Source organism: Snodgrassella sp. ESL0253, assembly GCF_013344965.1.
Classification (GTDB): Bacteria; Pseudomonadota; Gammaproteobacteria; order Burkholderiales; family Neisseriaceae; genus Snodgrassella; species Snodgrassella alvi_B.
This window is the reverse complement of the sequence record NZ_JAAEDQ010000011.1, coordinates 64129-87397: the sequence shown is the minus strand read 5'-3', so window position 1 is coordinate 87397 and position 23269 is coordinate 64129. Positions and strand designations below refer to the sequence as shown.

The following is a 23269-nucleotide window of genomic DNA, read 5'->3' as shown; positions in this document are numbered from 1 at the left end:
CGGCTTCAGCTTCTTTTAAAATAGATACGATCTGATGTTCAGTCATCTTTTTCATGTTTAAATCCTCTGTGGGTTAATGAAGAGAATTTTCTACTTTGGGACTGTACTATTTTAGGGGATAGTTACAAATTTCATATTATAAGTGCTAGTGCAGTCATAACATTATTGTGGGCATTGCATTATAAAGATAATATTAGAAAAGAATTTTTAAATGATTTTATCTCTGAAAACAAAAGTATATTCCAAAGAGGTAATTTTCTTGCCAACATCGATAATCCTAAAATTAAATCACTGATTCAACAGCTGGAACAACAATTAGAAAAAATATCGGAAGAACCGGAAGAAAATAACAAAGCAGATGATGATACTGAAAGCCAGTCTAAACGTACTGAAAATATGATAAATTTTTATACTAAAAAAATTCAAGAGGTAAATGATGAAATAAAAAAGATTCTTGGAAATGATATTTATATAAAACTATATCAAGCTTTTGGAAGAAATATTCGTTTATCTGGTAATGTATATTTAAAAAAACAAAATAAAGGTAGTTTTTTCACTGTATCAAAAAAAATTAATGAGATTATTGAAAGGATAAGGCCTAAAACGGAAAAGCCTAAAACGGAAAATAAAAAAACATTTATTGTGATTGATGCTTTGAGAAACCCTTTAGAAGCATTCTTTTTTCAAAAAAGATACTCAGCTTTCTATTTAATTGCAATAACTTGCGAGGAGGCACAAAGAAAAAATAGATTAATTAATTTAAATTTGACTGACAAAGAAATTCAATCTATTAGCAAGAATGAATATACTGATATTCCATTAAATAAAATTAATGGTTTTATCTCTCAAAATATTCCAGCATGCTTACAAAAGGCTGATATTTATATTAATAATAATGATGCTCCTGATGAAGTTGGGAAATTTAAAAACTTAGCAAATCAACTTATTAGAATAATTACATTGATTAAAAAGCCAGGATTAGTTACTCCGACATTTCAAGAAAGATGTATGCAAATAGCTTATACAGCAAAGCTTAATTCAGGATGCATTTCCAGACAAGTTGGAGCAGTCGTTACAGATGAAAATTACTCATTAAAATCTATTGGTTGGAATGATACTCCTCATGGGCAAGTTCCATGTAATCTTAGAAATCGTAATGACTTGTTAAATGGGTATGATACAGAAGCTTATAGTTTTTATGAAAAAAATAATTCTGAGTTTATAAAGCATTTTAAAGAAAACACTAAAAAGTATCAAAATATAACAGCAGATATTAATTTCAATTATTGCTTTAAAGACGAGTTTAACTCTATAGAAAATCAAGAAAATCAAGAAAATCAAGAAAATCAAGAAAATCAAGAAAATCAAGAAAATCAAGAAAAACAAAAAAATCAAAAAAATCAAGTTCATACAAGATCATTACATGCTGAAGAAAATGCTTTTCTACAAATTTCTAAATATGGTGGCATGGGAGTTCATGGCGGTATTTTATTTACCACAGCAAGCCCGTGTGAGCTTTGTGCCAAGAAAGCGTATCAGCTAGGAATATCAAAAATATATTATATAGACCCGTATCCAGGAATATCAAAAGAACATATACTACAAGCGGGAAATATGCCTCCTGAGATGATTTTATTCTCGGGTGCTATTGGACGAGCATTCCATCAACTATACTCTCCAGTAATTCCTTATAAAGACGAACTTAGTAACTATAAATGTAGTTAGGTTACACTAATTTATATAACTTTTTAGAGGGATAGTTACATGTTGACAACTCAAACCCAATAAAAAACAATTATTATACTTAAATACATGACTACCTAGAAAATTTTTGCCTGAAAGCTTATTTAGGTTCGGTTAGGTTTCGGAGGTTATTACCGTAGCTATAGGTTGATGCACTAATTATTTTATTTAGTTCTCGCCAAAATATCAGACGGTTGTCACTTCTATAAATTGTTTATGGTGGTAATACGATGATTCATATGGTTGTGGTGCTATCCAGCTATTGGTGACGTACCAAAAATTCGGTAGTAATAGATTTCAATATATTCAGATGGTGCTTTGTTTTTCTGCTGCTGTGTTGGGTAATGGCGGCCACGAATAATATGGGTTTTAGTGTGTAAAAAACGTTCCGTGACCGCATTGCCGCAATAGTTTGCCGTGCTTCTTATATTTCGTTTGAGCCTATACTGGTGCAAATAGCTGTTTTTATTTGGCTGCTAGCTGCCACAGGGAGGTGATTTCGCGGTTACGGGCACTGGCGAGGGCATGGTGATGCTGGCGTGCTTTCGGGTGCTGGGGCTGGATATCGGTTTTGTGAATAAGTTTTAGTCCGGCGGTGTTTATCCATTGCTCTAATGCTTTTGCTGGGCGTAAACCCAGATGTTCGGCGATATCCGACATGATTAGCCATACTTGCCCGTGCGGGGTAAGGTGATTTTTGGCGTGGGTAAGAAATGTTTGTAGCATTTGGTGTCCCGGGTCGTACAGTGCGGTTTCGATATCGCTGCTTGGTTTGGCGGGTAGCCATGGCGGGTTGCAGATGATGAGGTCTGCGCTGCCGCCGGGGAACAGGCTGGTGTGTTGAATATGAATTTGTTCGGTTAATCCTAAGCGCTGTATGTTGGCTTGGGCGCAGGCGATAGCGCGGGTGCTGTTATCGGTGGCTGTGATGTGAGGTATGCCGCGCTGTGCCAGTATGGCTGCCAGTACGCCGCTACCGGTGCCGATGTCCCATGCTGTGTGGCAGGGAGCTGGTAGTTTGGCCTGAGCAACGAGTTCGAGATATTCTCCGCGTACCGGTGAAAAAACGCCATATGGGACATGGATTTTTTGCCCGTTCAGCGCCGGAATGGCTACGCCGGTTTTGTGCCATTCATGGGCGCCGATGTAGCCCAGTAGCAGGTGCAGGGGTAAGAGCAGGGTGTGCTGATTGGGGCTGCCGAAAACATCGCTAAGTGCGGCGGCAACATTGGGCGCGCGGCTGTTTTTGAGCAGGCAATTGGGCTGGATTTCTACCAGTAGCTGCTGAAACAGGCGGCTGTGCTGTGCCTGTTGCAGGCGGTGTTTGTGAAAATCGGTATGGGTGCGGGCTTTGCTGTGGACGCGCTTTTTGATTGCGGCCAGTAGTTGTTTGCCCTGATGGTAATCACCGCGCCACAGTAGTGCTGTGTTCTGGCGCATAAGATGCAGCGCCTGTTCAGCGCTGATTTGGCTGGTTGTCTGTATGTGGCTGGGCGCCGGATGGCGGCTGTCACCACCCCAGATAGCCTGTACGTTCTGGCCGTGTTCTGTCCAGTGAATGGTTTCGTTCATGTTGGATTATTATGTAAAAGGCTATTATAAGAGAATGAGGTGTTAAATGGGGTGTGGGAGGAAAGATGTAGCTATGCGCGCTTTGCGGATATATTTGCGATTAAACAAAAAAACTGCCTGAATTTTCATCGAATTCAGGCAGTTTTATGGTTGTTATAGTTGGTTAGCGGTCATCCATAATGGCTAGCAGGATGTGTACCAGGCTGGTAAAGATGTTGTACAGGGAGATGAAGAGGGTTAATGCGGCGCTGGTTGCGCTGTCTTCACCACCGGCGATAACGGTGCGGATTTGCCACATAATCATGAGTGAGCTGAAGATAACAAAACCTGCTGAAATGGTTAATGACAGGGCAGGTATTTGCAGGAACATGTTCAGTATCATGCCGATGATTAAGACAACTGCACCTACGAACAGGAACTGACCGATGCCATTCATATCAGATTTGGAACGGTGAGCAATGGCTGCCATGGTAAGGAATACACCTGCTGTCATCATGGCCGCCATGCCGACAATCTGGCTTCCGATGGGAGAGGCTAGCGCGAATTGTAAAAGCGGGGAGACAAAAAATCCGATACCGAAAGTGAATACCATCAGCAGGGCAATGCCTACGTTGTTGTAACGGTTTTTTTCAATGGCGAAACTCAATCCATAAGCAAAGATAAGGAAGGCGATAACCGACAGCCATGAGTTGCTGAACAGGGAGTAAAAGTTTACGGAAGCACCAGCGTAGGCGCCGGCAGCACAAGGCAAGAAGGATATACCAAGCAAGGCATAAGCTTTACGCAAGACAACTGCCTGTTGGCTTTCGCTTGCTTGCCCTAGTTGGGTGAAATCGTAATTGTTATGAGGCCGCATAAAAAGGATTCTCCATAATTTTGTTGGTAAATAATTTCTCAGGTTGATTATATTGTAACAATTGTTGGCATAAATGCACAGTGTAGATGCATTGTTACGATAAAAGTATTGATTTTAATTTTGGTGTAAGTTGTGTTGATTATGATATCAGGCTGATTTGTGTTTTTTCAATGGTTCTGAATGCAGATGCTATATGTAATAGGTTATGGGCGTTATTCGATATTGGCCAGTTTATGGGTTTGCAGGCTGAGCAACCATTTGTTGCTGTGCCGGTGCTGGTTGAGTTTACCAAGTGTCTGTAGGGTGGTGAGCATGTTGAAGTGGTTATTTTGTTCGCAGGGGGAGAGGAAGTAGTGTCTGGCCTGAATATGCTGTTCGATTTTCAGGCAGAATTCAATGAATTCTGGGTGGTCTTCTACGACGATGCGTACTTCATCAGCCTGATTCTGTGCCGGAAATGGGTAGTGCTGGCGGTAGTGAAATTTGGGGCTTAGGGCGATGTAGTCGATATGCGGGTCGATGATGCCCAAGCCGTTACTTTCTATGGCGAGATAGTAGTTTTCCTGTTTGAGCTCATGTAAGAGTATGGGCAGTTTTTTATGGATGGTGGGTTCGCCGCCGGTAATGATGATGTTTTTGCTTTGATACTGGTGGACGGTATCGAGGATGTGTGGCAGGGACATGCTTTGGTAGCGCATGAAGTCGGTATCGCACCACGGGCATTTGAGGTTGCAGGCGGCCAAACGGATGAAAATGGCAGGCATGCCGGTGTTGTAGCCTTCGCCCTGGAGGGATTCGAAGATTTCGACGATGTTAAACTGGGTCATGGCTTGGTATTCTGGTATTCGCAATAGGAGGTGGGTGTTTCCCACAGTATGATTTTGGATACAGGCAGGTAAGGTGTTAGCTGATTGAAAATAAAGCGGCTCATGCCTTCGGCTGTGGTACGGCAGGGGAAGGCAAATACTTTACGCTGCATTTGTTTAAGCAGGGCGGCAATTTTGCATTCGTTGCTATTGGTTTCATCATACAGATAGGCGTGATCAAGCTGGCTGATGATGTGCTGGTTGATGATGGTTTTGATGTCGGCGAAATCCATGACCATTTCTTTACTGGAACCTTGTGAGTGCAGCGGGCTGCTGATTTCAACAATCAGGCGATAGGTATGGCCGTGCAGGTTGTGACATTTGCCCTGATGGCCATCAAGCATGTGGCAGGCATCGAATTGAAATTCTTTAGCGATTTTGAACATATTTCCTCGGCTTTACTGGCTGATAAAGAGAAATTTGCAGGGTAGTAGAGGAAATATTGTTGTATGCAGTAGATACATGTGTAGTAAGGCTCCTAGTTTTTTTACGTGGGATGGATTGCGAACCACGTGGTTATTTGACTGTTAATAACGCATTGTGCAGTTTGATGGCATTTATTCTGCTTAAGCGGTTATTTTAATAGAATCCGCTGGTTTCTAACAGTGGGGCATGTTTGGTCTGTGAGTATGGTTTAATGTCGTCCTGAACGCCAGATTGACCAGATTACCCACAGGCTGTTGCTGAATGCCAGCAGATAGCCAATTAGTCCGAAAAACGGCAGGCCGAATACTTTCGGGCCGGCGTTGATGTTCATGACTATGGAAGAACCAATGATAAGTGCCGCTGTAACTATGCCCATGGTCAGGCGATTAACTACTCTGTCCAGCTGGTTGTTGAGTTTGTCTATATGCTGAATATTGAGGCTGACAGGCACTTGGCCGTGCTGGATGCGTTTACTCAGGCGTAACAGGTTTTGCGGTAAGGTATCTATTAGCTGAGCCAGCAGATGCAGCTGCATTTTGCTGTGGCGCCAGAATGTATGGGTGTTAAAACGGTGGCGCAGTACCTTTTGGATGGTGGTTTGGGCATGGTTTAACAGTTCAAAGTCGCCATCTATCTGTTTGATAACGCCATCGAGGGTTATCAGGCATTTAAACAGAATGACGAGGTCGGCTGGCAGGGTAAGGCCGTGTTCCCGGATAATATGGGTGATATCATTGATAATCTGGCTGATACGCAGTTCACTGCTGTTGAGCTGTTCGTAGTTGAGCAGCATTTCCAGTACATCGCTACCGAGCTGGTCTTCGTTGATGGTTTCTCCCTGTGCCCAGTTGGACAGGACATATTGCAGGGCAAACTGGTCGCGTTCGAGCAGGGCGTGGATCAGGGTGATGATTTCCTGATGACGCTGCTGGCTAAGCTGGCCAACCAGCCCGAAGTCGATCAGGGTGATGCGGCCATTATTTCGTACTAAAATGTTTCCCGGATGTGGGTCGGCATGAAACAGGCCATGTTGTAATATCATGTCGAGTATGATGTCGACCAGTGTGGCGGCGAGGTTATGTCGCTGTTGTTTGCTCCAGCTGGTGAGGACAAGATTTTTAAGTAAAGTATCGTCAATATATTCTTGTACCAGTATTTGACGGTTAGAATATGCCGCGTAAGTTTGGGGTATATGGATTTGCTGCTGGTGGTTGTACAGGCGGGCAAAATGTTGCATATTGCGACGTTCAGCAGACAAATCGGTTTCTTTTTCCATTGAGCGGGCAAAGTATCGCACCATTTGTACCGGATAGTAGCGTCTGGATTCGGGTATTTCCGACTCGAGCAGTTGTGCTATGTGGTTGAGAATATGCAGGTCGGCTGTAACGGTTGATTCTATGCCCGGCCGTTTGACTTTAATGGCAACCTGTTCGCCGCTGGTAAGTATGGCGCGGTGAACCTGTGCTATGGATGCGCTGCCAACAGGTTGTGCTTCTATGTAGCTGAAGATGTTGTCTAGTGGCTGGTTGAGCTGAGCTTGAATGATGTTTCTAATATCTGATATGGGGAGAGGATTTATGTTGTTTTGCAGATGGGCAAATTCTTCTGTCCATTCTTCTCCGAAGACATCTACACGGGTAGCCAGTATTTGCCCCAGTTTGATGAATGTGGGCCCAAGCTCTTCAAAGGCAAGCCGGGCTCGCCGTGGTGTACTCAGATAGCGCTGGTATTGACCAGATGGGTCGGAATGTTTGTGCCAGCGTATTGGTAATTTAATACGAACAAGAAATTCGCCAAGGCCGTGTTTGGCCAGAATGGTGAGAATTTCGCGCATACGCGCCCAATCGCTGATGCGGGATGAATTGGGTGAAAACATATTGAAGATGTCCCAAACAATGGCTGTTTACAGGATAGCAGAATTGTTTGATGAATAGATGGAATAATGTTGGCATGAAGTGGATAAAAACATTGATGAAAGCGGCAGCGGTATGCCTGTGTGCCAATTTCATTTTGATTACGCCTGTCATGGCGGCGCCTGATGAGGGTTTGGATAATGCAGCACTGGAACGTTTGATTCGTGACCGGACTGTAGCTACGCCGGCCATGCGTACAGGTGATGATGCCAGTGACCTGATTATGAATGCGATGGGTTTGCTGGGTGTAGCTTATCATTTTGGTGGAAATTCACCGACCAGCGGGCTGGATTGCAGTGGTTTTATGCAATATATTTTTCGGCGCAGTATGGGTGTTACGTTGCCGCGCAGCTCTCGTCAGATGGCTACGGTAGGTGAGGCAGTCGGCCGGGCTGGTTTGCAGCCGGGCGATCTGGTGTTTTTCAGTCCCGGTGGCGGTGGAATTTCACATGTGGGTATGTATATTGGTAATGGCCGGATGATTCATGCACCGCGTACGGGCAAGAATATTGAAATTACCAGTATTGAACAGGGATACTGGTCCCGTGCTTTTGTGACAGCACGCAGGGTGAAACATTGATGAAGCCTTTACCTCCGATGCCCAGATGGGTGGATGATGCGGGTAATGTTGTCTCTTGCACTGAAAAAATTAAGGTAATGCAGCAGAATATGCAGGAGATTTACGAGCTGGCACAGGAAGCCTTTGAAGACGGGTTGCTGATGGGGTGTCAGGAAAAGCAGCTGCGTGCTTATCTGACCGAGCTGATGGCAACGTTGGAAAACCCTTATCAATAATAAGCATTGCGTTGATAAGGGTTTGGATGTTTTCTGAGCCGAAACCGGATACCGTGCTGCAATATGGATATTGCAGCAGACTTCGTCTGCGCAGGATTTTTTATTTAACCCTTGTGGTGTGCAATTTAGGTTGTACATTACAACGGGTTTTTGTTGTCTGTATTCTCTGACTTGCACAGGTAAGGCTGGTAGTCGGTCATGGATATTTGTACTGCTGCATTTTATGTCATAAATAATAACGCCCATCTTTCTGGATGGGCGTAGTTGTTTGCAGTAGATAGTATTTTTTTAAAACAGATTATCTAATGGTTTGCCGTTAGCATCATTGGTTGCCGGTTTCGGTTTTGGCTTTGCTGCTGGTGTTGTGGCGGCGGATGTGTCTGGATTACTGTCTCTGTCGGTGGCTTCTGCTACATTAGTTGGTACCAAAGGCTGTATTTCCTGTCCATCTGGTGCTGCTGTGGGTTTTGTGCTGTTTCTGCCAGATGTTGCATTGGTAGCTGGTTCTGAAGCAGCGCTCATGTCTTCGCTGTCAGAAGTGGCTGTAACGGCTGGATTGGGAATAAATACTGGTGACTGGATGCTGTTGCTTGCGCCCGGTGCGCCGGTTGGTGTCAGTATTTCGAAGCTGGTCTGTGAAGCATAGCTGGTGGTTTCTGGTGTGGTATTCAGAACTCGCCAAGCGTGGAAGACAAACCAGACAACAACAATGGCCAGAATCAGAAACAGGCTTAGCAGGATTTTACTGAAGGTACTCAGACCAGCTTTGACCGCGCTTTTTTTGTTTTTTGTTTCGGGTGCGGTGGGTTTAGTGCTCATGATTTGCTCATCCTTTTGGGGATATAGTCTTGTATAAGACGGCTATTATACGCAAATTTTCGTTTACGCTAATCAGATGCTGGCTGTTTGCTGCTGCTACAGTCTGCTGTGTATGATTTTTTCGCAGCAGACTGTGGGGTATCAAGGGGTTGTTTGTGTGCTGTTTGGGGTGTTTTCAAAGGTCTGGTACAGGGTAACTACTTTTTGTACACCAGATGTTGTACTGATGGCTGCTGTAGCTGCCTGCTGCTCGGCTGGTGTCAAAATGCCCATTACATAGGTTACGCCATTGTAGGTAACCACTTTGACATGTTTCGGAAATACGCCTTTCGTGTTCAGTAGGTTGGAGCGGATTTTTGAAGTAATCCACGTATCATCGGTAACATGATTCAATTTACGGCTTTGATTGGCTATATCAATGTAGTTATACACTTTCTGCGCGGCCGGCTGTGCGCGGGCTACGCGTTCCACCAGATTTTTATCGTTTTCATTGGCAACCAGACCAAGCAGCAGGATTTGCCGGTTGTAGCTGATAACTGATAATGTAGGCTGGAATTTGCTTTGCTGTGCCTGACTGTTGAGATAGGACATGGCACCATCAAGAATGCGTACTTCCATTATTTTGTCATCGGTTTGTGCGCCGGTGGTGCGCCGGTCGATAGCGGAAAGCGTACCAACAGTGGCGCCGCCAACTAAAACAGCAGGGCATCCGCTTAGGGTGGTGGTCAGACACAGCCCAAGTGCTAGGGCAGAAAAGTATTTTTTCATGAGATACACCTGTAAATTGTGTTGTTGCTGGTTATAAACCACCCAGCAATAATTGGTCAATCTGTGCACACAGGGCGTGAATGGTTACCTGATGTGCTTCCAGTACGCGCAGGGGGTGATCACCAGGTACATTCAGCCAGAGGTCGTCATCGCGTAACAGACTGGCCACTTCCCCACCGCTTCCGCCGGTGATGGCCAGTACGCGCATATCGCGTTCGTGTGCGGTTTTAATTGCATTAACCAGATTGATACTCTGGCCATCTGCGGACAGGACACAGAGCATATCATGCTGTTTGCCCAGTGCATGAATCTGCTTGGCAAACAGGTTGTTGGGCTCGCTGTTGGTTAATGCGCTGAGTACGGAGGGATTATTGCACAGGGATAATGCAGCCAGTGCCATGCGTTCCTGTTGCAGGCGGGTAACCATGTAGGCAGCCAGTGTATCGGCCAGAGATGCATAGGCGCCATTGCCGGCAATAAGCAGTTTGCCATCACTCATCAAGGCCATCAGGATTCCCTGGGCTACTTCGGCAATTGGTTCTGCCAGTAAATCTGCGCACTCGTTCAGAAGCTGGGCGCTATCGGCAAAATGTTGATGGACGGAGATGGATTCTGTCATATAAATTAAAGTGTTAATTGATGCGGATGCAGGCAATGTGCTTTGTGTTCTGGTCCATATTACACAGAGCCAGAGCAATATGCCGGGTTTCAGGCGGTTTGGCTACTGAAGCAGTATCTGGTCTGTGTATGGGCACAGCTGTTATGCATTAATACTGAAACACCGTAACATCGTGGTATAGTAATAACTTCAGGCTGTCTGCTGCCAAGCTGTCAGCTTGAAACCTTATATTAAAATTGAACCAGATTACGGATTGATGAATGCAAGCCCATTATCAGAAAGCTGTTGCCAGCATTGTACCGCAAACCCTTTATGTAGTGGCTACTCCGATAGGTAATCTGGCTGATCTGAGTTTTCGTGCTCTTGCAATACTGTCTCGCGCTGATTTAATTTGTGCGGAGGATACGCGGGTGACTCAGCAATTACTGCGAGCTTATGGTCTTTCGGCACGGCTGATTAGTGTGCGTGAACAGAATGAGCAAAGTATGGCGGAGCGTATCATTGCTGCTCTGGCTGCCGGACAGGTAGTGGCACAGGTTTCTGATGCTGGTACGCCGGCTGTTTGTGACCCCGGTGCGCGGCTGGTAACACGGGTGCGCGAAGCAGGTTATCAGGTATTACCGGTGGCCGGGCCCAGTGCAGTGATGACGGCTTTGAGTGTGGCTGGGGTAACACAGTCGGATTTTTACTTTGCTGGTTTTTTACCGGCAAAAAGTGGTGAACGGCAGCAGCGCCTACAGGATTGGCAGGAGGTGTCCTATCCGGTGGTGATGTTTGAAACACCGCACCGGATTACCGATACGCTGGCACAAATGGCATTATTGTATCCTCAGCGCAGTCTGATGCTGGCACGTGAAATCAGTAAAACCCATGAAACCTATTTATGTGGGACAGTGGCGCAGATTCAGACAATTTTGCATGAGGATGCTAATCAGAAACGTGGTGAAATGGTACTGGTGCTACATCCTGCAATAATAGAAAAGAATGCTGATTTATCGTCTGAGGCTATTCGTGTGATGCAGATTCTGGCGCAGGAGCTGCCAACCAAGCAGGCTGCTGTGCTGGCAGCACAGATTAGTGGCGAAAACAAGAAAGCTTTATATGACTGGGCAATTGCAGCTAAAAAATGACCAGATTAAACACAATTATTAAGATATGTTAAAATAGCTTATGCTTGATGCTATTTTACACAATGCCGAGCATTGTTTATGATATTGTCTGAATTGGCTGTTGCCGCCGCTGTTGCGCTGGCTCTTCCTGAATATTGCATTGATTTAAGGTAAACCGTGATGTTGAAAAAAAAAGCGATTCGTTCCGGCTGGTGTTTGCTGGTGCTGGCATTAGGTGCCTGTACTCTTTTCAAACAACCGGCAGCACCGACAGAAACGGGCAGCAGCGAAGCCGGTACTGCTGCTACCACTGCCGATAATCCATATGGTTCCGCTCCCTATACTCCACCGGCAAATACCGCTCCGGCCTATACACCCAATGCTGGTACGTCTACTGGCTATGTAGGCAATTATTCGCCGGTAGATATTAATGCCGCTACGCATACAGTACAGCGTGGTGATACGGTATTTAATATTTCAAAACGTTATCAGATTACTCAGGATAATCTGCGTTCATGGAACAATATAATTGATAACAATATCAAGCTGGGACAGGTATTGCGGGTAAAGCCGGCAGGTTATGTGGCACCGGCAGGCAGCAGAAACACGACAGCTACTGTGACTACTCCGGTAAATACGCCTAATGTGACCACGACTACCAGCACCACTACAACAACTACGCCATCCAGCTCTACTACAGTATCAACCAGTAAAACCATTAGCGCAGGCGGTGTTCGCAGTGTGAACGGCATTGAATGGCAGCGCCCAACTGCTGGCAGCATTCTGCAAAGCTATGGTGGCAGTAGTAAAGGTATTGATTATGGTGGCAGTGCCGGCCAGTCGGTAGTGGCTGCGGCCTCCGGTAAGGTGGTATATGCCGGTAATGGTTTGCGTGGTTATGGTAATCTGATTATTGTGCAGCATAATCAAACGTATTTGACGGCTTACGGTAATAACCAGAGTATTCTGGTGAAAGAAGGCCAGCAGGTAAAACGTGGCCAGCAGATTGCCACTATGGGTAATACTGATGCCAAACGTACTCAATTGCATTTTGAGTTGCGCGAGAATGGCCAGCCACAAGACCCGAGTCGTTTCCTGCCAATGTAAGTATCTGGTTGCTAAATAATTCTGTTTGTTGTAACAGGCACCGGTCACTGAATACTGTATTCAGCGACCGGTGTCGTTTTATTGTAAACCTGTTTATCTTGTTGAAGTGACGTAATAAATAGGTGTAATTTTTATAACATAAATTACTTGCTGGAACAAAATGGTGAATTATTGGCGTATAAATTGTTCCGCAGATTGTACTTTGGCAAAAGTGGTGAGTGCTGCTAGAAAGCTGTTGTGAACATCTGATGCTTTGGTAAGTGTGCCATTGAATTCTAGATCACGGGTAGCACAACCATCTGCAATCAAAATGGGGTGATAACCAAGTTCTGCCGCGCAACGGGTGGTGGAGTCAACGCACATGTGCGTCATCATGCCACAGATAACCAATTGTTTGATGCTCTGCTGCTGAAGCTGTTGATGCAGATCTGTTTGCCAGAAGCTGTTAGGGTGATTTTTAAGAATGATAAATTCGTTTTGGAAGGCTAGGGGCAGTAATTGCGAATGTAAGGCCACACCGTGGCTTTCAGGCAGGAAAAAGGTTGCGTTTTTTCTGATATTGATATGCTGGATATAGAAAACAGGTAGCTGGTGCTGGCGAAAATGTTCACGCAGTTTTAATATTTTTTCTAATGCTCTTTGTGGCTGATACAGCTCCATTTTACCTTGTTCAAAGTAGTCGTTTTGTACATCAATGATTATAAGCGACTGTTTCATCATATTTTTCCGGTTGTTTTTGGTGATTCAATTATGTGCTGCTATGGCTTTTGACGGAACAGGCTGATGAAAACAGTCAATACTATTTATTTTCAGGATGAAAGTATGGATAAAAAGGACAGGGCAATTCTGGATTTGCTGAAAAGCAATAGCCGTTTATCGTGGAAAGAAATTGGTGAAAAGGTTTTTCTCAGCGGGCAGGCGGTAGGTTTGCGGGTACAGAATCTGGTAGATAGCGGGGTGATTGAGCGTTTTACTGTGGCCGAACATTATCCGTCTGAACAATTTATAACGATTTACATGGATAACAGCCAGTTTGCTGAATTTGAACAGCTGGTAAGTAGTTTTGCTGCGGTACAGGCCATTTATAAAATTACCGGTGATGGCTGTTATTTTATCCATGCAAGTTTCGCGATGCAGGAGTTGGAACAATTTTTGCAACAGATTACGCTTTATGCTCGCTATAAGGTGAACCACAGTCTGCGCAGGCTACTTTAGGCTGATAAAGCTGGAATGCTGGTTTACGGCCGATTGCAGATTGTCAGTATGGTGCTTTCTGTCAGACACAAGTTATGGGCAAAATGCAGGCTGTTTTGTATCAGGCCCTTATCTTCTTCACACTGGGTTTCTGTTTCAATAATCAGCATCTGTTCGGGACGGCTGGCGTGCAGGCTCATGCGCATTTGTGCCTGAGTAAAAGGCAGATTATGTTTTTGCGCAAAACTGCGGGCACGGCTATTGGCTGTTTTCAACATTGGAATCAGGGTAATGTCGAGATGGAAAATTCTAACGCCCATCACCAGTATGCGTGCAGCAAACCAGTCTGCTTCTTCACTGATGATATCTGGGGTAGGCTGGTCAAAACCAAGCCGTTGTGCGGCAATTAACATGGCCACCAGACGCAGTTGTGGAATGAGTGCTTCGCTAAGCATAAATGTTGTCTGAAACTGTGGCTGTAGCTGGCACAGGTCACTGCGGTGCTGGTTGCCATCAACAATCATGTACCAGCGCTGAAGTTGTGGTACCGGCGATGCTGATTGTTGTAACTGTTTTAATGATGTAGCAGACATTTTGTTCTCCAGTAGTTGTTTATTCATTTTTAATGCCTTTTTGTTTGAGGCGTTTATGGCAATAAAAAAACCGCCTCGGATTGGCCGGGCGGTTCACTTTTTATTTTGCTAACAGGTTTTTAAATAAACGCAAAAAAGCACCGCACCGAGGTGTGGTACCAATAATAAGCAAAAGAGAAAGTGGTTACGTTTTTCATTTCTACACCATAAAACATTCTGAGTGAAGTGTCAAGAATTATTTTCTGCACCCCAGCGTGCAATTAGCTGATGCGGAATCCGCAGTTGATCCAGAATGCGCGCTACCACGAAATCTACCATGTCTTCAATGCTTTTGGGGTGTTGGTAGAAAGCTGACACCGGTGGCAGGATGCATACGCCTAAACGTGCCAGTTTGAGCATGTTTTCCAGATGAATCGCTGACAATGGCGTTTCACGGGGCACGATAATCAGCGGGCGGTTTTCTTTAATGGAAACGTCGGCGGCGCGTTCAAGCAGATGGTCTGAGGTGCCGGCAGCAATGGCCGCTACGCAACCCATACTGGCAGGACAGATAATCATTGCATCAGCGGGATTGGAGCCGGAGGCAGGCGGAGCAAACCATTCATCGCGGCCAAATACGGTAAGCATGGATGGGTCGACTGCGTATTCTGCACATAATGCTGCGGTACACTGTTTGGCATTGGTAGGTAAATGCCAGTTGATTTCCTGCTGGGCGACTATCTGGGCTGCCTGTGAATACAGTAACCAGACTCTGATATTGGCCTGCAACAGGCAGGACAGCAGCCGTCTGGCGTAGGGCATGCCTGAAGCTCCGGTTAAAGCCAGAGTAACGGTTTTGATGGGATTGGCGCTAGGGAAAATCATAATAAAACTAGTGTGTGTCCAGACATGCCTGTTATTATAGCGATTTTGTTTTGATATAACATTTGGCATACGGCCGTTTTTATTCGGTTGAAAACAATTATCAGCCAGTTTGGACACTATTGTCCTGATATTGTGACAGATTAATTAAGTTCAGACAGCCAGCAATGTTTCGCTGGAATAAAAATATTATTTGTCTGAATGATTGAAACCTAAATACAAATAATGGAAATATAAGCATGTTGTGGAAAAAAATAATGTGGCCATGCCTGTACGCCACCCTGTTGATGGGGTGCGCTCAGGTAACCCCAAATGTGGTAGTAGAAGAGCGCGAGTGTGATTCGAAAGCAGTAGCAAGGGCGCTATTGCAGCCTAGCCAGTCTTCTGGTGCACAGGGCTTCCGCTGTGTGGCAGTGGCGAGAGATGTACCGGTGCTGAAACCTGAACGTACAGCACTACCTGATGCCAGTCTGAGTATTAACCGGCCGGCAATTGAGGTGAGTAAGTGCTTGCACGATAAATTACAGTCCCGCTTTAATTTGCCACGGGAGTTTTACAAAATCAGCTCTTATCCTAATGGCAGCCAGACTCTGGCATTGGTGAATCCGTTTACGCAGGTGGAAGGCTTGCAGATAGATGTGCTTAAAGCGGGTATGTCGCAAAGCTTGGTCAATGTTTATTCTAATGGTACGACATTATCACAGGCATGGAAGAAGTTTCCTGAGCTGTGTCGTTAGGCAGTATTGTGCTTTGATGTAGCTGCAAAATAAGTGCAGCAAACCCCTCACTTCTGAGGGGCTTGCTGTCAGGCTGCTATTAGTCTGAACGACTATTTACCTGCCTTGAGATTTTGCCATAAGCGCAATTCATATTTCAGGGTTTCGGATTTGGCCGGCAGAACCAGATAGCTGTTGGCCAGAACTTCATCTGATGGGAAAATACTGTTGTCTTCACGGTATTCTTTTTTCATCAGCTCTTTAGCCGGCTGACTAGATGGCGCATAGGTGACGTAGTTGGCGTTTCTGGCGGCAATTTGTGGTTCCAGAATCCAGTTTAGGTAGCGATAGGCATTTTTGAGGTTGGCTGCATCCTTGGGTATGGTAAGCGTATCTACCCACAGGGAAACACCCTGAGTGGGTACCAGCACGACAATATCTTTCTTGCCGGTTGCTTCCAGCCGGCGTCGTTTGGCGATATTCAGATCGCCACCAAAGCCGATGGCCACACATACATCGCCACGTGCCAAATCGTCGATATAGCCGGAGGAAGAGTAGCGCAATACATTGCTACGGTTGGCTTTGATGATATTGGCAGCAATGTCGATATCATCCTTGTTCTGGCTGTTTGGGTCTTTGCCGGCATAGTGTAGTGCCAGTGGAATCATTTCTACCGGACTATCCATATAGCTGATGCCACAATTTTTTAGCTTGTCGGTGTATTCTGGATTGAAAACCAAATCCCAGCTGTTATCCGGTATCGGGGTGTCACCGAGGGCAGCAGTGACTTTCTCAGTGTTGATTGCAATGGTATTCATACCCCAGTAATTGGGTATAGCATACTGATTGCCCGGATCCACGTCTTTTAATAAATCAAGTAATTTCGGATTGATGTATTTCCAGTTTGGTAACTGGTTTTTGTCCAGTGGCTGATAGGCTCCGGCTTTAATCTGGCGGCCAAGGAAAGAATTGGATGGCCCAACAATATCGTAACCCGATTGTCCGGTAAGAATTTTACTTTCCAACGTTTCATCACTGTCATAAAAGTTGTAGGTGACTTTTATGTCGTATTTCTTTTCAAATTCACTAATGGTTTTTGGATCTACATAATCTGACCAGTTGTATATTTTTAATGCTTTGGTATCGCTTAAAATGCCGGTACTGCTGGCTGCGGCAGCAGAAGCTGGTTGTGGATTGCTGTTATCATGTGAACCGCTGCATGCGGTTAGAATACATAAAATCAAACCGGATAAACTCAGGCAGGCTGTGTTTTTCATGTTTGTCCTTTTCAAAGATGCGCCAATTACAGGCTGGCATGGTTATATGTTACTACCGTCTTTGTAACTTCATTCTGTTTGCTTTGGGCTAACTATACCGTATTAAGGCAGCACTGTTGTTGGAATTGTCATTTTGGCATGGAATTTAGCTTGCTCAGGTAGGCTTATGCGTAAAACTGCGGTAAGATAAGCAGATGATTTTAACAAGGGTGATGGTTGGGATCGATTAACCAGTATCCTGTTTTTAGTATCCATATTCAGGCAGTCTGTGCTTATAACAGACTGCCTGAATACGATTAATTGCCCGTCTAATTGAAACTACCATGAAAACAGCAGAATTACGTTCTAAATTTCTTCAATTTTTTGCAAATAAGGGCCATCAGGTTGTGCCTTCTTCTTCGCTGGTACCGCCACAGGATGATAAAACCCTGTTGTTTACCAATGCGGGTATGAATCAGTTTAAAGATGTGTTTCTGGGGTTTGACAAGCGTCCGTACAGCCGCGCGACAACTGCGCAAAAATGTGTACGCGCTGGCGGTAAACACAATGATTTGGAAAATGTAGGTTATACCGCGCGCCACCATACTTTTTTTGAAATGCTGGGCAATTTCAGCTTTGGTGATTATTTTAAACGTGATGCCCTGCATTTCGCCTGGGAATTTCTCACCAGCAAGAACTGGCTGAATCTGCCGCAGGAAAAACTGCTGGCGACAGTGTATGCTGATGATGATGAGGCTTATGATATCTGGCTAAACGAGATTGGTTTGCCAGCAGAAAAGATTATCCGTATCGGCGACAATAAAGGCGCACGCTATGCTTCGGATAATTTCTGGCAGATGGGTGATACCGGCCCTTGTGGCCCTTGCTCAGAAATCTTTTATGACCATGGCGAGCATATCTGGGGAGGCCCTCCGGGCAGCGCTGAAGAAGATGGTGACCGTTTCATCGAAATCTGGAACTGTGTATTTATGCAGTATAACCGTGATGAAAACGGCAATATGAATCCATTGCCCAAACCTTCGGTTGATACTGGTATGGGGCTGGAACGGGTATCAGCAGTATTACAGCAGGTACACAGCAATTATGAAATCGACCTGTTTGTACATTTGCTTCAAGCTGTGGCACGGGTGGTAGGTATACCGTATAGTCAGGAAGTACCAAGCCTGAAAGTAATTGCCGACCATATCCGTTCCTGTGCCTTTTTAATTGCCGATGGTGTACTGCCCAGTAATGAGGGCCGTGGTTATGTGTTGCGGCGCATTATTCGCCGTGCCGTACGGCATGGCTATAAACTGGGCTGTAAACAGGCGTTTTTCCATTTGCTGGTAGCTGATCTGGTGCAGGAAATGGGCGCTGCCTATCCTGAGCTGGTTGAAAAACAGGCGCAAATCAGCGATGTTCTGAAACAGGAAGAAAGCCGCTTTGCGCAGACACTGGAAACAGGGATGGCTCTGCTGGAAAATGCCTTGCAGGACGATGTTCAGACACTGGCCGGTGAGGTGATTTTCAAGCTGTATGATACCTATGGTTTTCCATATGACTTAACTGCCGATATTGCGCGTGAACGCAATATCAGTCTGGATGAAGCTGGTTTCGAACGCGAGATGGCAGCGCAACGCGCACGTGCCCGTGCTGCTCAGAATTTCAAGGCCAATACGCAGCTGGCCTATGAAGGCACTGATACAGACTTTACCGGCTATCAGCAGCGCCAGAATGAAAGCAAAATTCTGGCCTTGTATAAGGACGGTGAGGCCGTTGAACAGCTGAATGCTGGTGAAACTGGGGCAGTAGTGATTGACTTTACTCCGTTTTATGCAGAATCCGGTGGTCAGACTGGTGATATGGGCTATATTTTTGCCGGTGAAAATCGTTTTCAGGTGGATGATACCCAAAAGATCAAGGCTAAGGTATTTGGCCAGTTTGGAGAAATGTTGTCTGGCAGCCTGAAAGTGGGTGATGCAGTTACAGCGCAGGTAGATAATGCGCTGCGGGAAGCCAGTATGCGCAACCACAGTGCTACCCATCTGATGCATCGTGCCTTGCGCGAAATACTGGGTACACATGTTGAGCAGAAAGGCTCACTGGTGAACGCGGAACGTACCCGTTTTGACTTCTCGCATTCGCAGCCGGTAAGTGCTGCACAACTGGCCGAAGTTGAGCGCCGCGTTAATCAGGCTATTGTGGCCAATGTGGCTGTATGTGCGCAGAATATGAGTTTTGATGAGGCGATTGCAGCCGGTGCGATGGCACTGTTCGGGGAAAAATACGGTGATGAAGTACGTGTTTTGAGTATGGGCGAGTTTTCCACCGAGTTGTGTGGTGGTACGCATGTTGCGCGTACGGGTGATATCGGGCTTTTCAAGATTGTATCGGAAAGTGGTATTGCCGCAGGTGTTCGCCGTATTGAGGCGGTAACCGGATTAAATGCCCTACAGTTTGTGCAGCAGCAGGAAGAATTGCTCAAAGCCGCGGTGGCTGAAGTAAAAGCACAGACAGCCGAGGATTTGCTATCCAAGCTACAGGCGATGCATAACCAGAGCAAACAATTGGAAAAAGCGTTAAGCGAAGCCAGAAGCGAATTGGCCAGACAGGCTGGTAAGGCTTTGCTGGCGCAGGCACAAACTGTGGGTACGGCGCGACTGGTTCTCAGCCAGATTGATGCAGACAGCAGTGCTCTGCGTGATATTGCTACCGATTTAACTGCTCAGGGTGACAATATTGTGGTGTTATTGGCAGCAGTAAATGATGGTAGAATCGCCATTACTGCCGGTGTATCGAAAGCGCTTAGCAAAACAGTTAAAGCTGGCGAGCTGGTTAATTATGTTGCCAGTCAGGTGGGCGGTAAAGGCGGTGGTCGTCCTGATCTGGCGCAGGCAGGCGGTCAGGACATTACCGCTTTGGCACCAGCTTTGGCCAGTGTTACAGATTGGCTAGCAGCTAAAGCAGTATAAAGTTTTTTGCAGATGAAAAATAGCAGGCGGTTTATGGATGATGAAGTACATAAGCCGCTTTTTTTGCTTATTAACAGGAGAATAAAAATGCAGAAGTATGTAAAAGCTTGTATGACTGCATGGATGCTGATGTTTTCAGTATATACGCTTGCTGCAACGCAGGAACAGCTGGCACAACAGCAATTACAGCAGAACGTGGATGCAGTACTGTCGGTGGTACGTGATAAAAGTCTGAATGAGCAGCAGCGAATCAGTCAGGTTGAGCGCTATGCAGATCAGTATCTGGATTATGAACGTATTTCCGCTTTAGCGGTGGGTTTGCCGTGGCGGCAGTTTACGGCACAGCAGAGGCAGGATTTCAGTGCGGCGTTTAAAACTATGATTGTACGTATTTATGCACATTCGGCCTTAATGGGCGCCAGCAATGCCACGGTAAAGGTATTACCGAAAGTGGTGAATCAGGGAAATAATAAGCTGGAAACGTTTACTGAGGTTGTTAGTGGTAACGACAAACACTATATCGTTGGTTACCAGATGTATTACTCCGATGGTGTATTCAAGATTTACAATTTTCGCGTCAATGGTACCAGTCTGGTAACGGTATACCGTAATCAGTTTGACCAGTTAATCCAGCAGCAGGGCATTGATGCCACGATTGCTCAGTTGCGTGATAGAGGACTTGGAAAAGTACAGACCAAAAAATAGCATTGCTTTTGTCTGAATAAAAAATGGTGATGGACTTGAAATCCATCACCATTTTTTTATATCTGTCGGTTTTTGATTTTGCCGTAAATAAACAAAATAATACAGGCAAAAACAATTGAAGCTATTAAACCGGCTTTTTCTCCAGCGTGATACCAGCCAAATGCCTGTCCTACATAACCAGCGAGCAATGAGCCACCTATACCCAGCAAAGTGGTCACAATTAAGCCCAGTTGCTGCCTGCCGGGGTAAACCAGTTTGGCGATCAGGCCAATAATAAAACCAACTATAATTGTCCACAGTAAACCCATGTTTTACTCCTGAAAATAAGGAAGCTTTATCTTAATCCTGTGACAATATTAGGAGTGCAGCGCTGAGGTAAAAATATTATTAGTTAATGATTTTTTAAATAAATTTATGTAATCAAAAAGTTATATTCACTCTTTGCCAGATGAGAATAATATAAATGGATAGCTTATGCTATTGAATCAATTGTCAATTCTCTGAAAAATTATCTTTATCGAAGTATGTAAAGGCAGCCGATTACAATACCTATAATAACAAGACAATGAATCACTAGAATGCTGGTCAAGGAGTAAGCATAAATGATTTATGATTTTTTCCAAAATTGAAACCATTTTTTAACTTTATAATTATCTGCATTAATGCTTAAGATAGTCTCATTTGTTAATTTAAAATGAATCAAACAATTATTTAGCTTATATAATAAACCGCTATGTTTATCTTCTTCATCGATTTTCTTGGCAATAGCCTGATAGTATTTGAGCAATCTGCTGTCGACGATACCATTTAGTGCTGATAGTGTCGCACAGATGACTTGCTTATCTGAATCAGTAAGCCCGGCAATAAAATAGTTGATTACTGTTTTTTTAGTTTTATTGTTCAGGGAGCCTAAAGCAGAGAAAGCAATGGCACGCATTTCATTGTCCGCATGTGCAGTAAATGGCAGGATTATCTGACAATAATTGGTTTTACTTTCTTTCAGTATATATACAAAGTACTGGAAAGTATCAGCATCTTTAATGTGTGGGACAAAAGTATGTAATATTTCTATCCACTCACTGATTTTTTTCTTACCATACCAGTACAGCAGCTTAATAACAAATTCTGGTTCAATATTAAAGTATTCATGGAGATAATTTCTGGCTTTCGAATAAGAGAAATTAGCCATAACCTGTAAACTGATGCGTTTTAAATCGGCATTATTCAGTTGATACTGATTTTCCAGTATTTTGAATGTTTTTGATGAAATAGTGGATTTAAGCAATAACGCTTCTAAGCAGTAGTACTTATATTCTTTGCACTCAGATGCAAAATATTTTTCAAGTAATTGTTTTTCAGTACCCGCTACCGAATAGCCAAACCAGCCAGATTTCGGGTCTGATAACTTGCCTGAAATCACTTCATCCAGCCAGCGTTCATACCAGTCAAGAAAGTTATCTTCAAAAGTAAATGTTGGCAGTTGATAGTCAAATGAGAGATTAACAACTTTGCCTGTGTGTTCTCCCTGCAAAACTATGCCGTTTATATAAGCACATCCCTGACTACCAATAAGTAAAATCCCTCCATATATTCTGGCCAGTTCTTCATCATACTCTTCTGTAGTTAAGTCATTATTCTTAATTACATTTAGCTGTTGCTGCCAATAGTCTTCCGGCATGAACGGATAAATGATACAGGCTCGTTGCCAACCATCGGGGCCATTAAAATCAGCCAGTTCATCAATACTTCTTTGTAGTGAGTAAATTCCATAAAAGGGACCTGCAGCATGAGAGTTAGCACTGCCGCCATTGCCTATTTGGGTAATAAAAGTTTTATAACATGGTGGTAATTGAAAACCATATTCTTGTTCAATAGCAGCAACCTGTTGTGGATTGATGGGTTTATTAAGCTGATATTTATGGGAATCTGCACCAAAAACTTTAAATTTTTTATCTGCTTTTCTGGCCTGAATCAGTTTTGCCTTTATCCGTTTTACTTGTGATTTTAATTTTTCTTCTTCCATAGAAATATTGCCTGAATGATTCTGGTATTAAAAATGGGAATATAATAAGACAGTATTTATTTATCTTCATAAAATCTGAATGGCCATCAGACAGGTAAGATTTTTATTGTTCTATTTTTCAATAATTAATATAAAAAAATTATTAAAATAAACAATGTTTTGTAGAATAAATTAATTATTTTTGAAGTTGTCTGAGTGAAATGCAATATATGTGCTTTAGTGGTTATTCTGTCACATCAATATTTCTTAATTATGGTAATAACAGTAAGGTTATATTTAATAAGCTAAGGCTAGCAGTATAAAAATTTTAAGATGAGTGGCAATAATTGTTGCCAGACTGCAAATTAAAAAAGCAT

The 23269-nt window shown here is 44.2% G+C and carries 23 protein-coding genes and 1 riboswitch; of the genes, 9 read left to right on the top strand and 14 right to left on the bottom strand.

What is annotated here, in order from left to right; all coding sequences use genetic code 11:
- Positions 1 to 165: 165 nt before the first annotated feature.
- The gene (locus tag GYX26_RS09455) at positions 166 to 1725 is read left to right on the top strand and encodes a hypothetical protein (RefSeq protein WP_202984308.1); all 1560 of its coding nucleotides are present in this window, start codon (positions 166 to 168) and stop codon (positions 1723 to 1725) included.
- A gap of 483 nt (positions 1726 to 2208) precedes the next feature.
- Here the strand turns inward: GYX26_RS09455 and GYX26_RS09450 are convergent, their stop codons facing one another.
- The 5 genes from GYX26_RS09450 to GYX26_RS09430 all read right to left on the bottom strand — a co-directional run bounded on the left by GYX26_RS09450 (position 2209) and on the right by GYX26_RS09430 (position 7339).
- Complete coding sequence (locus GYX26_RS09450) at positions 2209 to 3315, bottom strand: class I SAM-dependent methyltransferase (RefSeq protein ID WP_174829033.1); 1107 nt, start codon at positions 3313 to 3315, stop codon at positions 2209 to 2211.
- A gap of 163 nt (positions 3316 to 3478) precedes the next feature.
- Positions 3479 to 4171 (bottom strand): Bax inhibitor-1 family protein, encoded by a 693-nt coding sequence (locus GYX26_RS09445; protein WP_174829032.1) that lies wholly within the window; start codon positions 4169 to 4171, stop codon positions 3479 to 3481.
- Positions 4172 to 4383: 212 nt separating this feature from the next.
- The gene (locus GYX26_RS09440; protein WP_174829031.1) at positions 4384 to 4998 is read right to left on the bottom strand and encodes a 7-carboxy-7-deazaguanine synthase QueE; all 615 of its coding nucleotides are present in this window, start codon (positions 4996 to 4998) and stop codon (positions 4384 to 4386) included.
- On the bottom strand, positions 4995 to 5423 hold the full coding sequence (queD, locus tag GYX26_RS09435) for a 6-carboxytetrahydropterin synthase QueD (RefSeq protein WP_174829030.1): 429 nt from the start codon (positions 5421 to 5423) through the stop codon (positions 4995 to 4997). Before queD ends, GYX26_RS09440 begins: the two co-directional genes overlap by 4 nt.
- 86 nt (positions 5424 to 5509) lie before the next feature.
- Positions 5510 to 5555, bottom strand: a riboswitch (PreQ1 riboswitch).
- A 116-nt stretch (positions 5556 to 5671) separates the two neighbouring features.
- Positions 5672 to 7339, bottom strand: a complete 1668-nt coding sequence (locus GYX26_RS09430; RefSeq protein WP_174829029.1) for an AarF/ABC1/UbiB kinase family protein — start codon at positions 7337 to 7339, stop codon at positions 5672 to 5674.
- Positions 7340 to 7389: 50 nt separating this feature from the next.
- On the opposite strand from GYX26_RS09430, the gene GYX26_RS09425 reads away from it, so the two are divergent.
- Positions 7390 to 7956: a C40 family peptidase gene (locus tag GYX26_RS09425; RefSeq protein ID WP_100089999.1), complete on the top strand. Its 567-nt coding sequence runs from the start codon at positions 7390 to 7392 to the stop codon at positions 7954 to 7956.
- Positions 7956 to 8171 carry a hypothetical protein gene (locus GYX26_RS09420; protein WP_174829028.1) on the top strand — a complete coding sequence of 72 codons (216 nt, stop codon included), beginning with the start codon at positions 7956 to 7958 and terminating at the stop codon, positions 8169 to 8171. Before GYX26_RS09425 ends, GYX26_RS09420 begins: the two co-directional genes overlap by 1 nt.
- A 288-nt stretch (positions 8172 to 8459) precedes the next feature.
- Here GYX26_RS09420 and GYX26_RS09415 read toward each other — a convergent pair whose 3' ends face one another.
- From GYX26_RS09415 to GYX26_RS09405, 3 genes are all read right to left on the bottom strand, one after another.
- Positions 8460 to 8990: a hypothetical protein gene (locus GYX26_RS09415; RefSeq protein WP_174829027.1), complete on the bottom strand. Its 531-nt coding sequence runs from the start codon at positions 8988 to 8990 to the stop codon at positions 8460 to 8462.
- A 141-nt stretch (positions 8991 to 9131) separates the two neighbouring features.
- Positions 9132 to 9758: a BON domain-containing protein gene (locus tag GYX26_RS09410; protein ID WP_174829026.1), complete on the bottom strand. Its 627-nt coding sequence runs from the start codon at positions 9756 to 9758 to the stop codon at positions 9132 to 9134.
- A 31-nt stretch (positions 9759 to 9789) separates the two neighbouring features.
- Positions 9790 to 10377: an SIS domain-containing protein gene (locus tag GYX26_RS09405; protein ID WP_100090003.1), complete on the bottom strand. Its 588-nt coding sequence runs from the start codon at positions 10375 to 10377 to the stop codon at positions 9790 to 9792.
- 260 nt (positions 10378 to 10637) lie between these two features.
- On the opposite strand from GYX26_RS09405, the gene rsmI reads away from it, so the two are divergent.
- Complete coding sequence (rsmI, locus tag GYX26_RS09400; protein ID WP_100090004.1) at positions 10638 to 11507, top strand: 16S rRNA (cytidine(1402)-2'-O)-methyltransferase; 870 nt, start codon at positions 10638 to 10640, stop codon at positions 11505 to 11507.
- Between the two features lie 159 nt (positions 11508 to 11666).
- A complete protein-coding gene (locus GYX26_RS09395; RefSeq protein WP_174829025.1) occupies positions 11667 to 12593 on the top strand; it encodes a peptidoglycan DD-metalloendopeptidase family protein in 927 nt (308 codons plus the stop codon).
- 168 nt (positions 12594 to 12761) lie between these two features.
- On the opposite strand, the gene GYX26_RS09390 is transcribed toward GYX26_RS09395, so the two are convergent.
- A complete protein-coding gene (locus GYX26_RS09390; protein WP_174829024.1) occupies positions 12762 to 13310 on the bottom strand; it encodes a cysteine hydrolase family protein in 549 nt (182 codons plus the stop codon).
- A 66-nt stretch (positions 13311 to 13376) separates the two neighbouring features.
- Between GYX26_RS09390 and GYX26_RS09385 the strand changes: the two genes are divergently transcribed.
- The gene (locus GYX26_RS09385) at positions 13377 to 13808 is read left to right on the top strand and encodes an Lrp/AsnC family transcriptional regulator (RefSeq protein ID WP_100090007.1); all 432 of its coding nucleotides are present in this window, start codon (positions 13377 to 13379) and stop codon (positions 13806 to 13808) included.
- 23 nt (positions 13809 to 13831) lie between these two features.
- Here GYX26_RS09385 and GYX26_RS09380 read toward each other — a convergent pair whose 3' ends face one another.
- Entirely contained in the window at positions 13832 to 14407 is a 576-nt protein-coding gene (locus GYX26_RS09380; protein ID WP_238791269.1) for a hypothetical protein, read from the bottom strand.
- A gap of 201 nt (positions 14408 to 14608) precedes the next feature.
- Positions 14609 to 15244, bottom strand: a complete 636-nt coding sequence (locus GYX26_RS09375; protein WP_174829023.1) for a flavin prenyltransferase UbiX — start codon at positions 15242 to 15244, stop codon at positions 14609 to 14611.
- A gap of 236 nt (positions 15245 to 15480) precedes the next feature.
- Here GYX26_RS09375 and GYX26_RS09370 point away from each other — a divergent pair, with 236 nt between their 5' ends.
- On the top strand, positions 15481 to 15978 hold the full coding sequence (locus tag GYX26_RS09370) for a hypothetical protein (protein WP_174829022.1): 498 nt from the start codon (positions 15481 to 15483) through the stop codon (positions 15976 to 15978).
- 92 nt (positions 15979 to 16070) lie between these two features.
- Here the strand turns inward: GYX26_RS09370 and GYX26_RS09365 are convergent, their stop codons facing one another.
- Positions 16071 to 17234, bottom strand: a complete 1164-nt coding sequence (locus tag GYX26_RS09365) for an extracellular solute-binding protein (protein WP_174829021.1) — start codon at positions 17232 to 17234, stop codon at positions 16071 to 16073.
- Positions 17235 to 17557: 323 nt separating this feature from the next.
- Between GYX26_RS09365 and alaS the strand changes: the two genes are divergently transcribed.
- Both alaS and GYX26_RS09355 read left to right on the top strand, forming a co-directional pair.
- On the top strand, positions 17558 to 20185 hold the full coding sequence (alaS, locus tag GYX26_RS09360; protein ID WP_174829020.1) for an alanine--tRNA ligase: 2628 nt from the start codon (positions 17558 to 17560) through the stop codon (positions 20183 to 20185).
- Between the two features lie 87 nt (positions 20186 to 20272).
- Positions 20273 to 20890: a phospholipid-binding protein MlaC gene (locus tag GYX26_RS09355; protein ID WP_100090012.1), complete on the top strand. Its 618-nt coding sequence runs from the start codon at positions 20273 to 20275 to the stop codon at positions 20888 to 20890.
- A 56-nt stretch (positions 20891 to 20946) separates the two neighbouring features.
- Here GYX26_RS09355 and GYX26_RS09350 read toward each other — a convergent pair whose 3' ends face one another.
- Together GYX26_RS09350 and GYX26_RS09345 are read right to left on the bottom strand one after the other, a co-directional pair.
- Positions 20947 to 21198, bottom strand: coding sequence for a GlsB/YeaQ/YmgE family stress response membrane protein (locus GYX26_RS09350; protein ID WP_100090013.1), 252 nt, complete (start codon positions 21196 to 21198; stop codon positions 20947 to 20949).
- A 299-nt stretch (positions 21199 to 21497) separates the two neighbouring features.
- Complete coding sequence (locus GYX26_RS09345; protein WP_174829019.1) at positions 21498 to 22913, bottom strand: SMI1/KNR4 family protein; 1416 nt, start codon at positions 22911 to 22913, stop codon at positions 21498 to 21500.
- Positions 22914 to 23269: the final 356 nt, after the last annotated feature.

Coding starts and splice junctions, on each gene's coding strand:
- GYX26_RS09450 (WP_174829033.1), bottom strand. CDS start 3,315: ATGAACGAAACCATTCACTGGACAGAACACGGCCAGAACGTACAGGCT.
- GYX26_RS09445 (WP_174829032.1), bottom strand. CDS start 4,171: ATGCGGCCTCATAACAATTACGATTTCACCCAACTAGGGCAAGCAAGC.
- GYX26_RS09440 (WP_174829031.1), bottom strand. CDS start 4,998: ATGACCCAGTTTAACATCGTCGAAATCTTCGAATCCCTCCAGGGCGAA.
- queD (WP_174829030.1), bottom strand. CDS start 5,423: ATGTTCAAAATCGCTAAAGAATTTCAATTCGATGCCTGCCACATGCTT.
- GYX26_RS09430 (WP_174829029.1), bottom strand. CDS start 7,339: ATGTTTTCACCCAATTCATCCCGCATCAGCGATTGGGCGCGTATGCGC.
- GYX26_RS09425 (WP_100089999.1), top strand. CDS start 7,390: ATGAATAGATGGAATAATGTTGGCATGAAGTGGATAAAAACATTGATG.
- GYX26_RS09420 (WP_174829028.1), top strand. CDS start 7,956: ATGAAGCCTTTACCTCCGATGCCCAGATGGGTGGATGATGCGGGTAAT.
- GYX26_RS09415 (WP_174829027.1), bottom strand. CDS start 8,990: ATGAGCACTAAACCCACCGCACCCGAAACAAAAAACAAAAAAAGCGCG.
- GYX26_RS09410 (WP_174829026.1), bottom strand. CDS start 9,758: ATGAAAAAATACTTTTCTGCCCTAGCACTTGGGCTGTGTCTGACCACC.
- GYX26_RS09405 (WP_100090003.1), bottom strand. CDS start 10,377: ATGACAGAATCCATCTCCGTCCATCAACATTTTGCCGATAGCGCCCAG.
- rsmI (WP_100090004.1), top strand. CDS start 10,638: ATGCAAGCCCATTATCAGAAAGCTGTTGCCAGCATTGTACCGCAAACC.
- GYX26_RS09395 (WP_174829025.1), top strand. CDS start 11,667: ATGTTGAAAAAAAAAGCGATTCGTTCCGGCTGGTGTTTGCTGGTGCTG.
- GYX26_RS09390 (WP_174829024.1), bottom strand. CDS start 13,310: ATGAAACAGTCGCTTATAATCATTGATGTACAAAACGACTACTTTGAA.
- GYX26_RS09385 (WP_100090007.1), top strand. CDS start 13,377: ATGAAAACAGTCAATACTATTTATTTTCAGGATGAAAGTATGGATAAA.
- GYX26_RS09380 (WP_238791269.1), bottom strand. CDS start 14,407: ATGAATAAACAACTACTGGAGAACAAAATGTCTGCTACATCATTAAAA.
- GYX26_RS09375 (WP_174829023.1), bottom strand. CDS start 15,244: ATGATTTTCCCTAGCGCCAATCCCATCAAAACCGTTACTCTGGCTTTA.
- GYX26_RS09370 (WP_174829022.1), top strand. CDS start 15,481: ATGTTGTGGAAAAAAATAATGTGGCCATGCCTGTACGCCACCCTGTTG.
- GYX26_RS09365 (WP_174829021.1), bottom strand. CDS start 17,234: ATGAAAAACACAGCCTGCCTGAGTTTATCCGGTTTGATTTTATGTATT.
- alaS (WP_174829020.1), top strand. CDS start 17,558: ATGAAAACAGCAGAATTACGTTCTAAATTTCTTCAATTTTTTGCAAAT.
- GYX26_RS09355 (WP_100090012.1), top strand. CDS start 20,273: ATGCAGAAGTATGTAAAAGCTTGTATGACTGCATGGATGCTGATGTTT.
- GYX26_RS09350 (WP_100090013.1), bottom strand. CDS start 21,198: ATGGGTTTACTGTGGACAATTATAGTTGGTTTTATTATTGGCCTGATC.
- GYX26_RS09345 (WP_174829019.1), bottom strand. CDS start 22,913: ATGGAAGAAGAAAAATTAAAATCACAAGTAAAACGGATAAAGGCAAAA.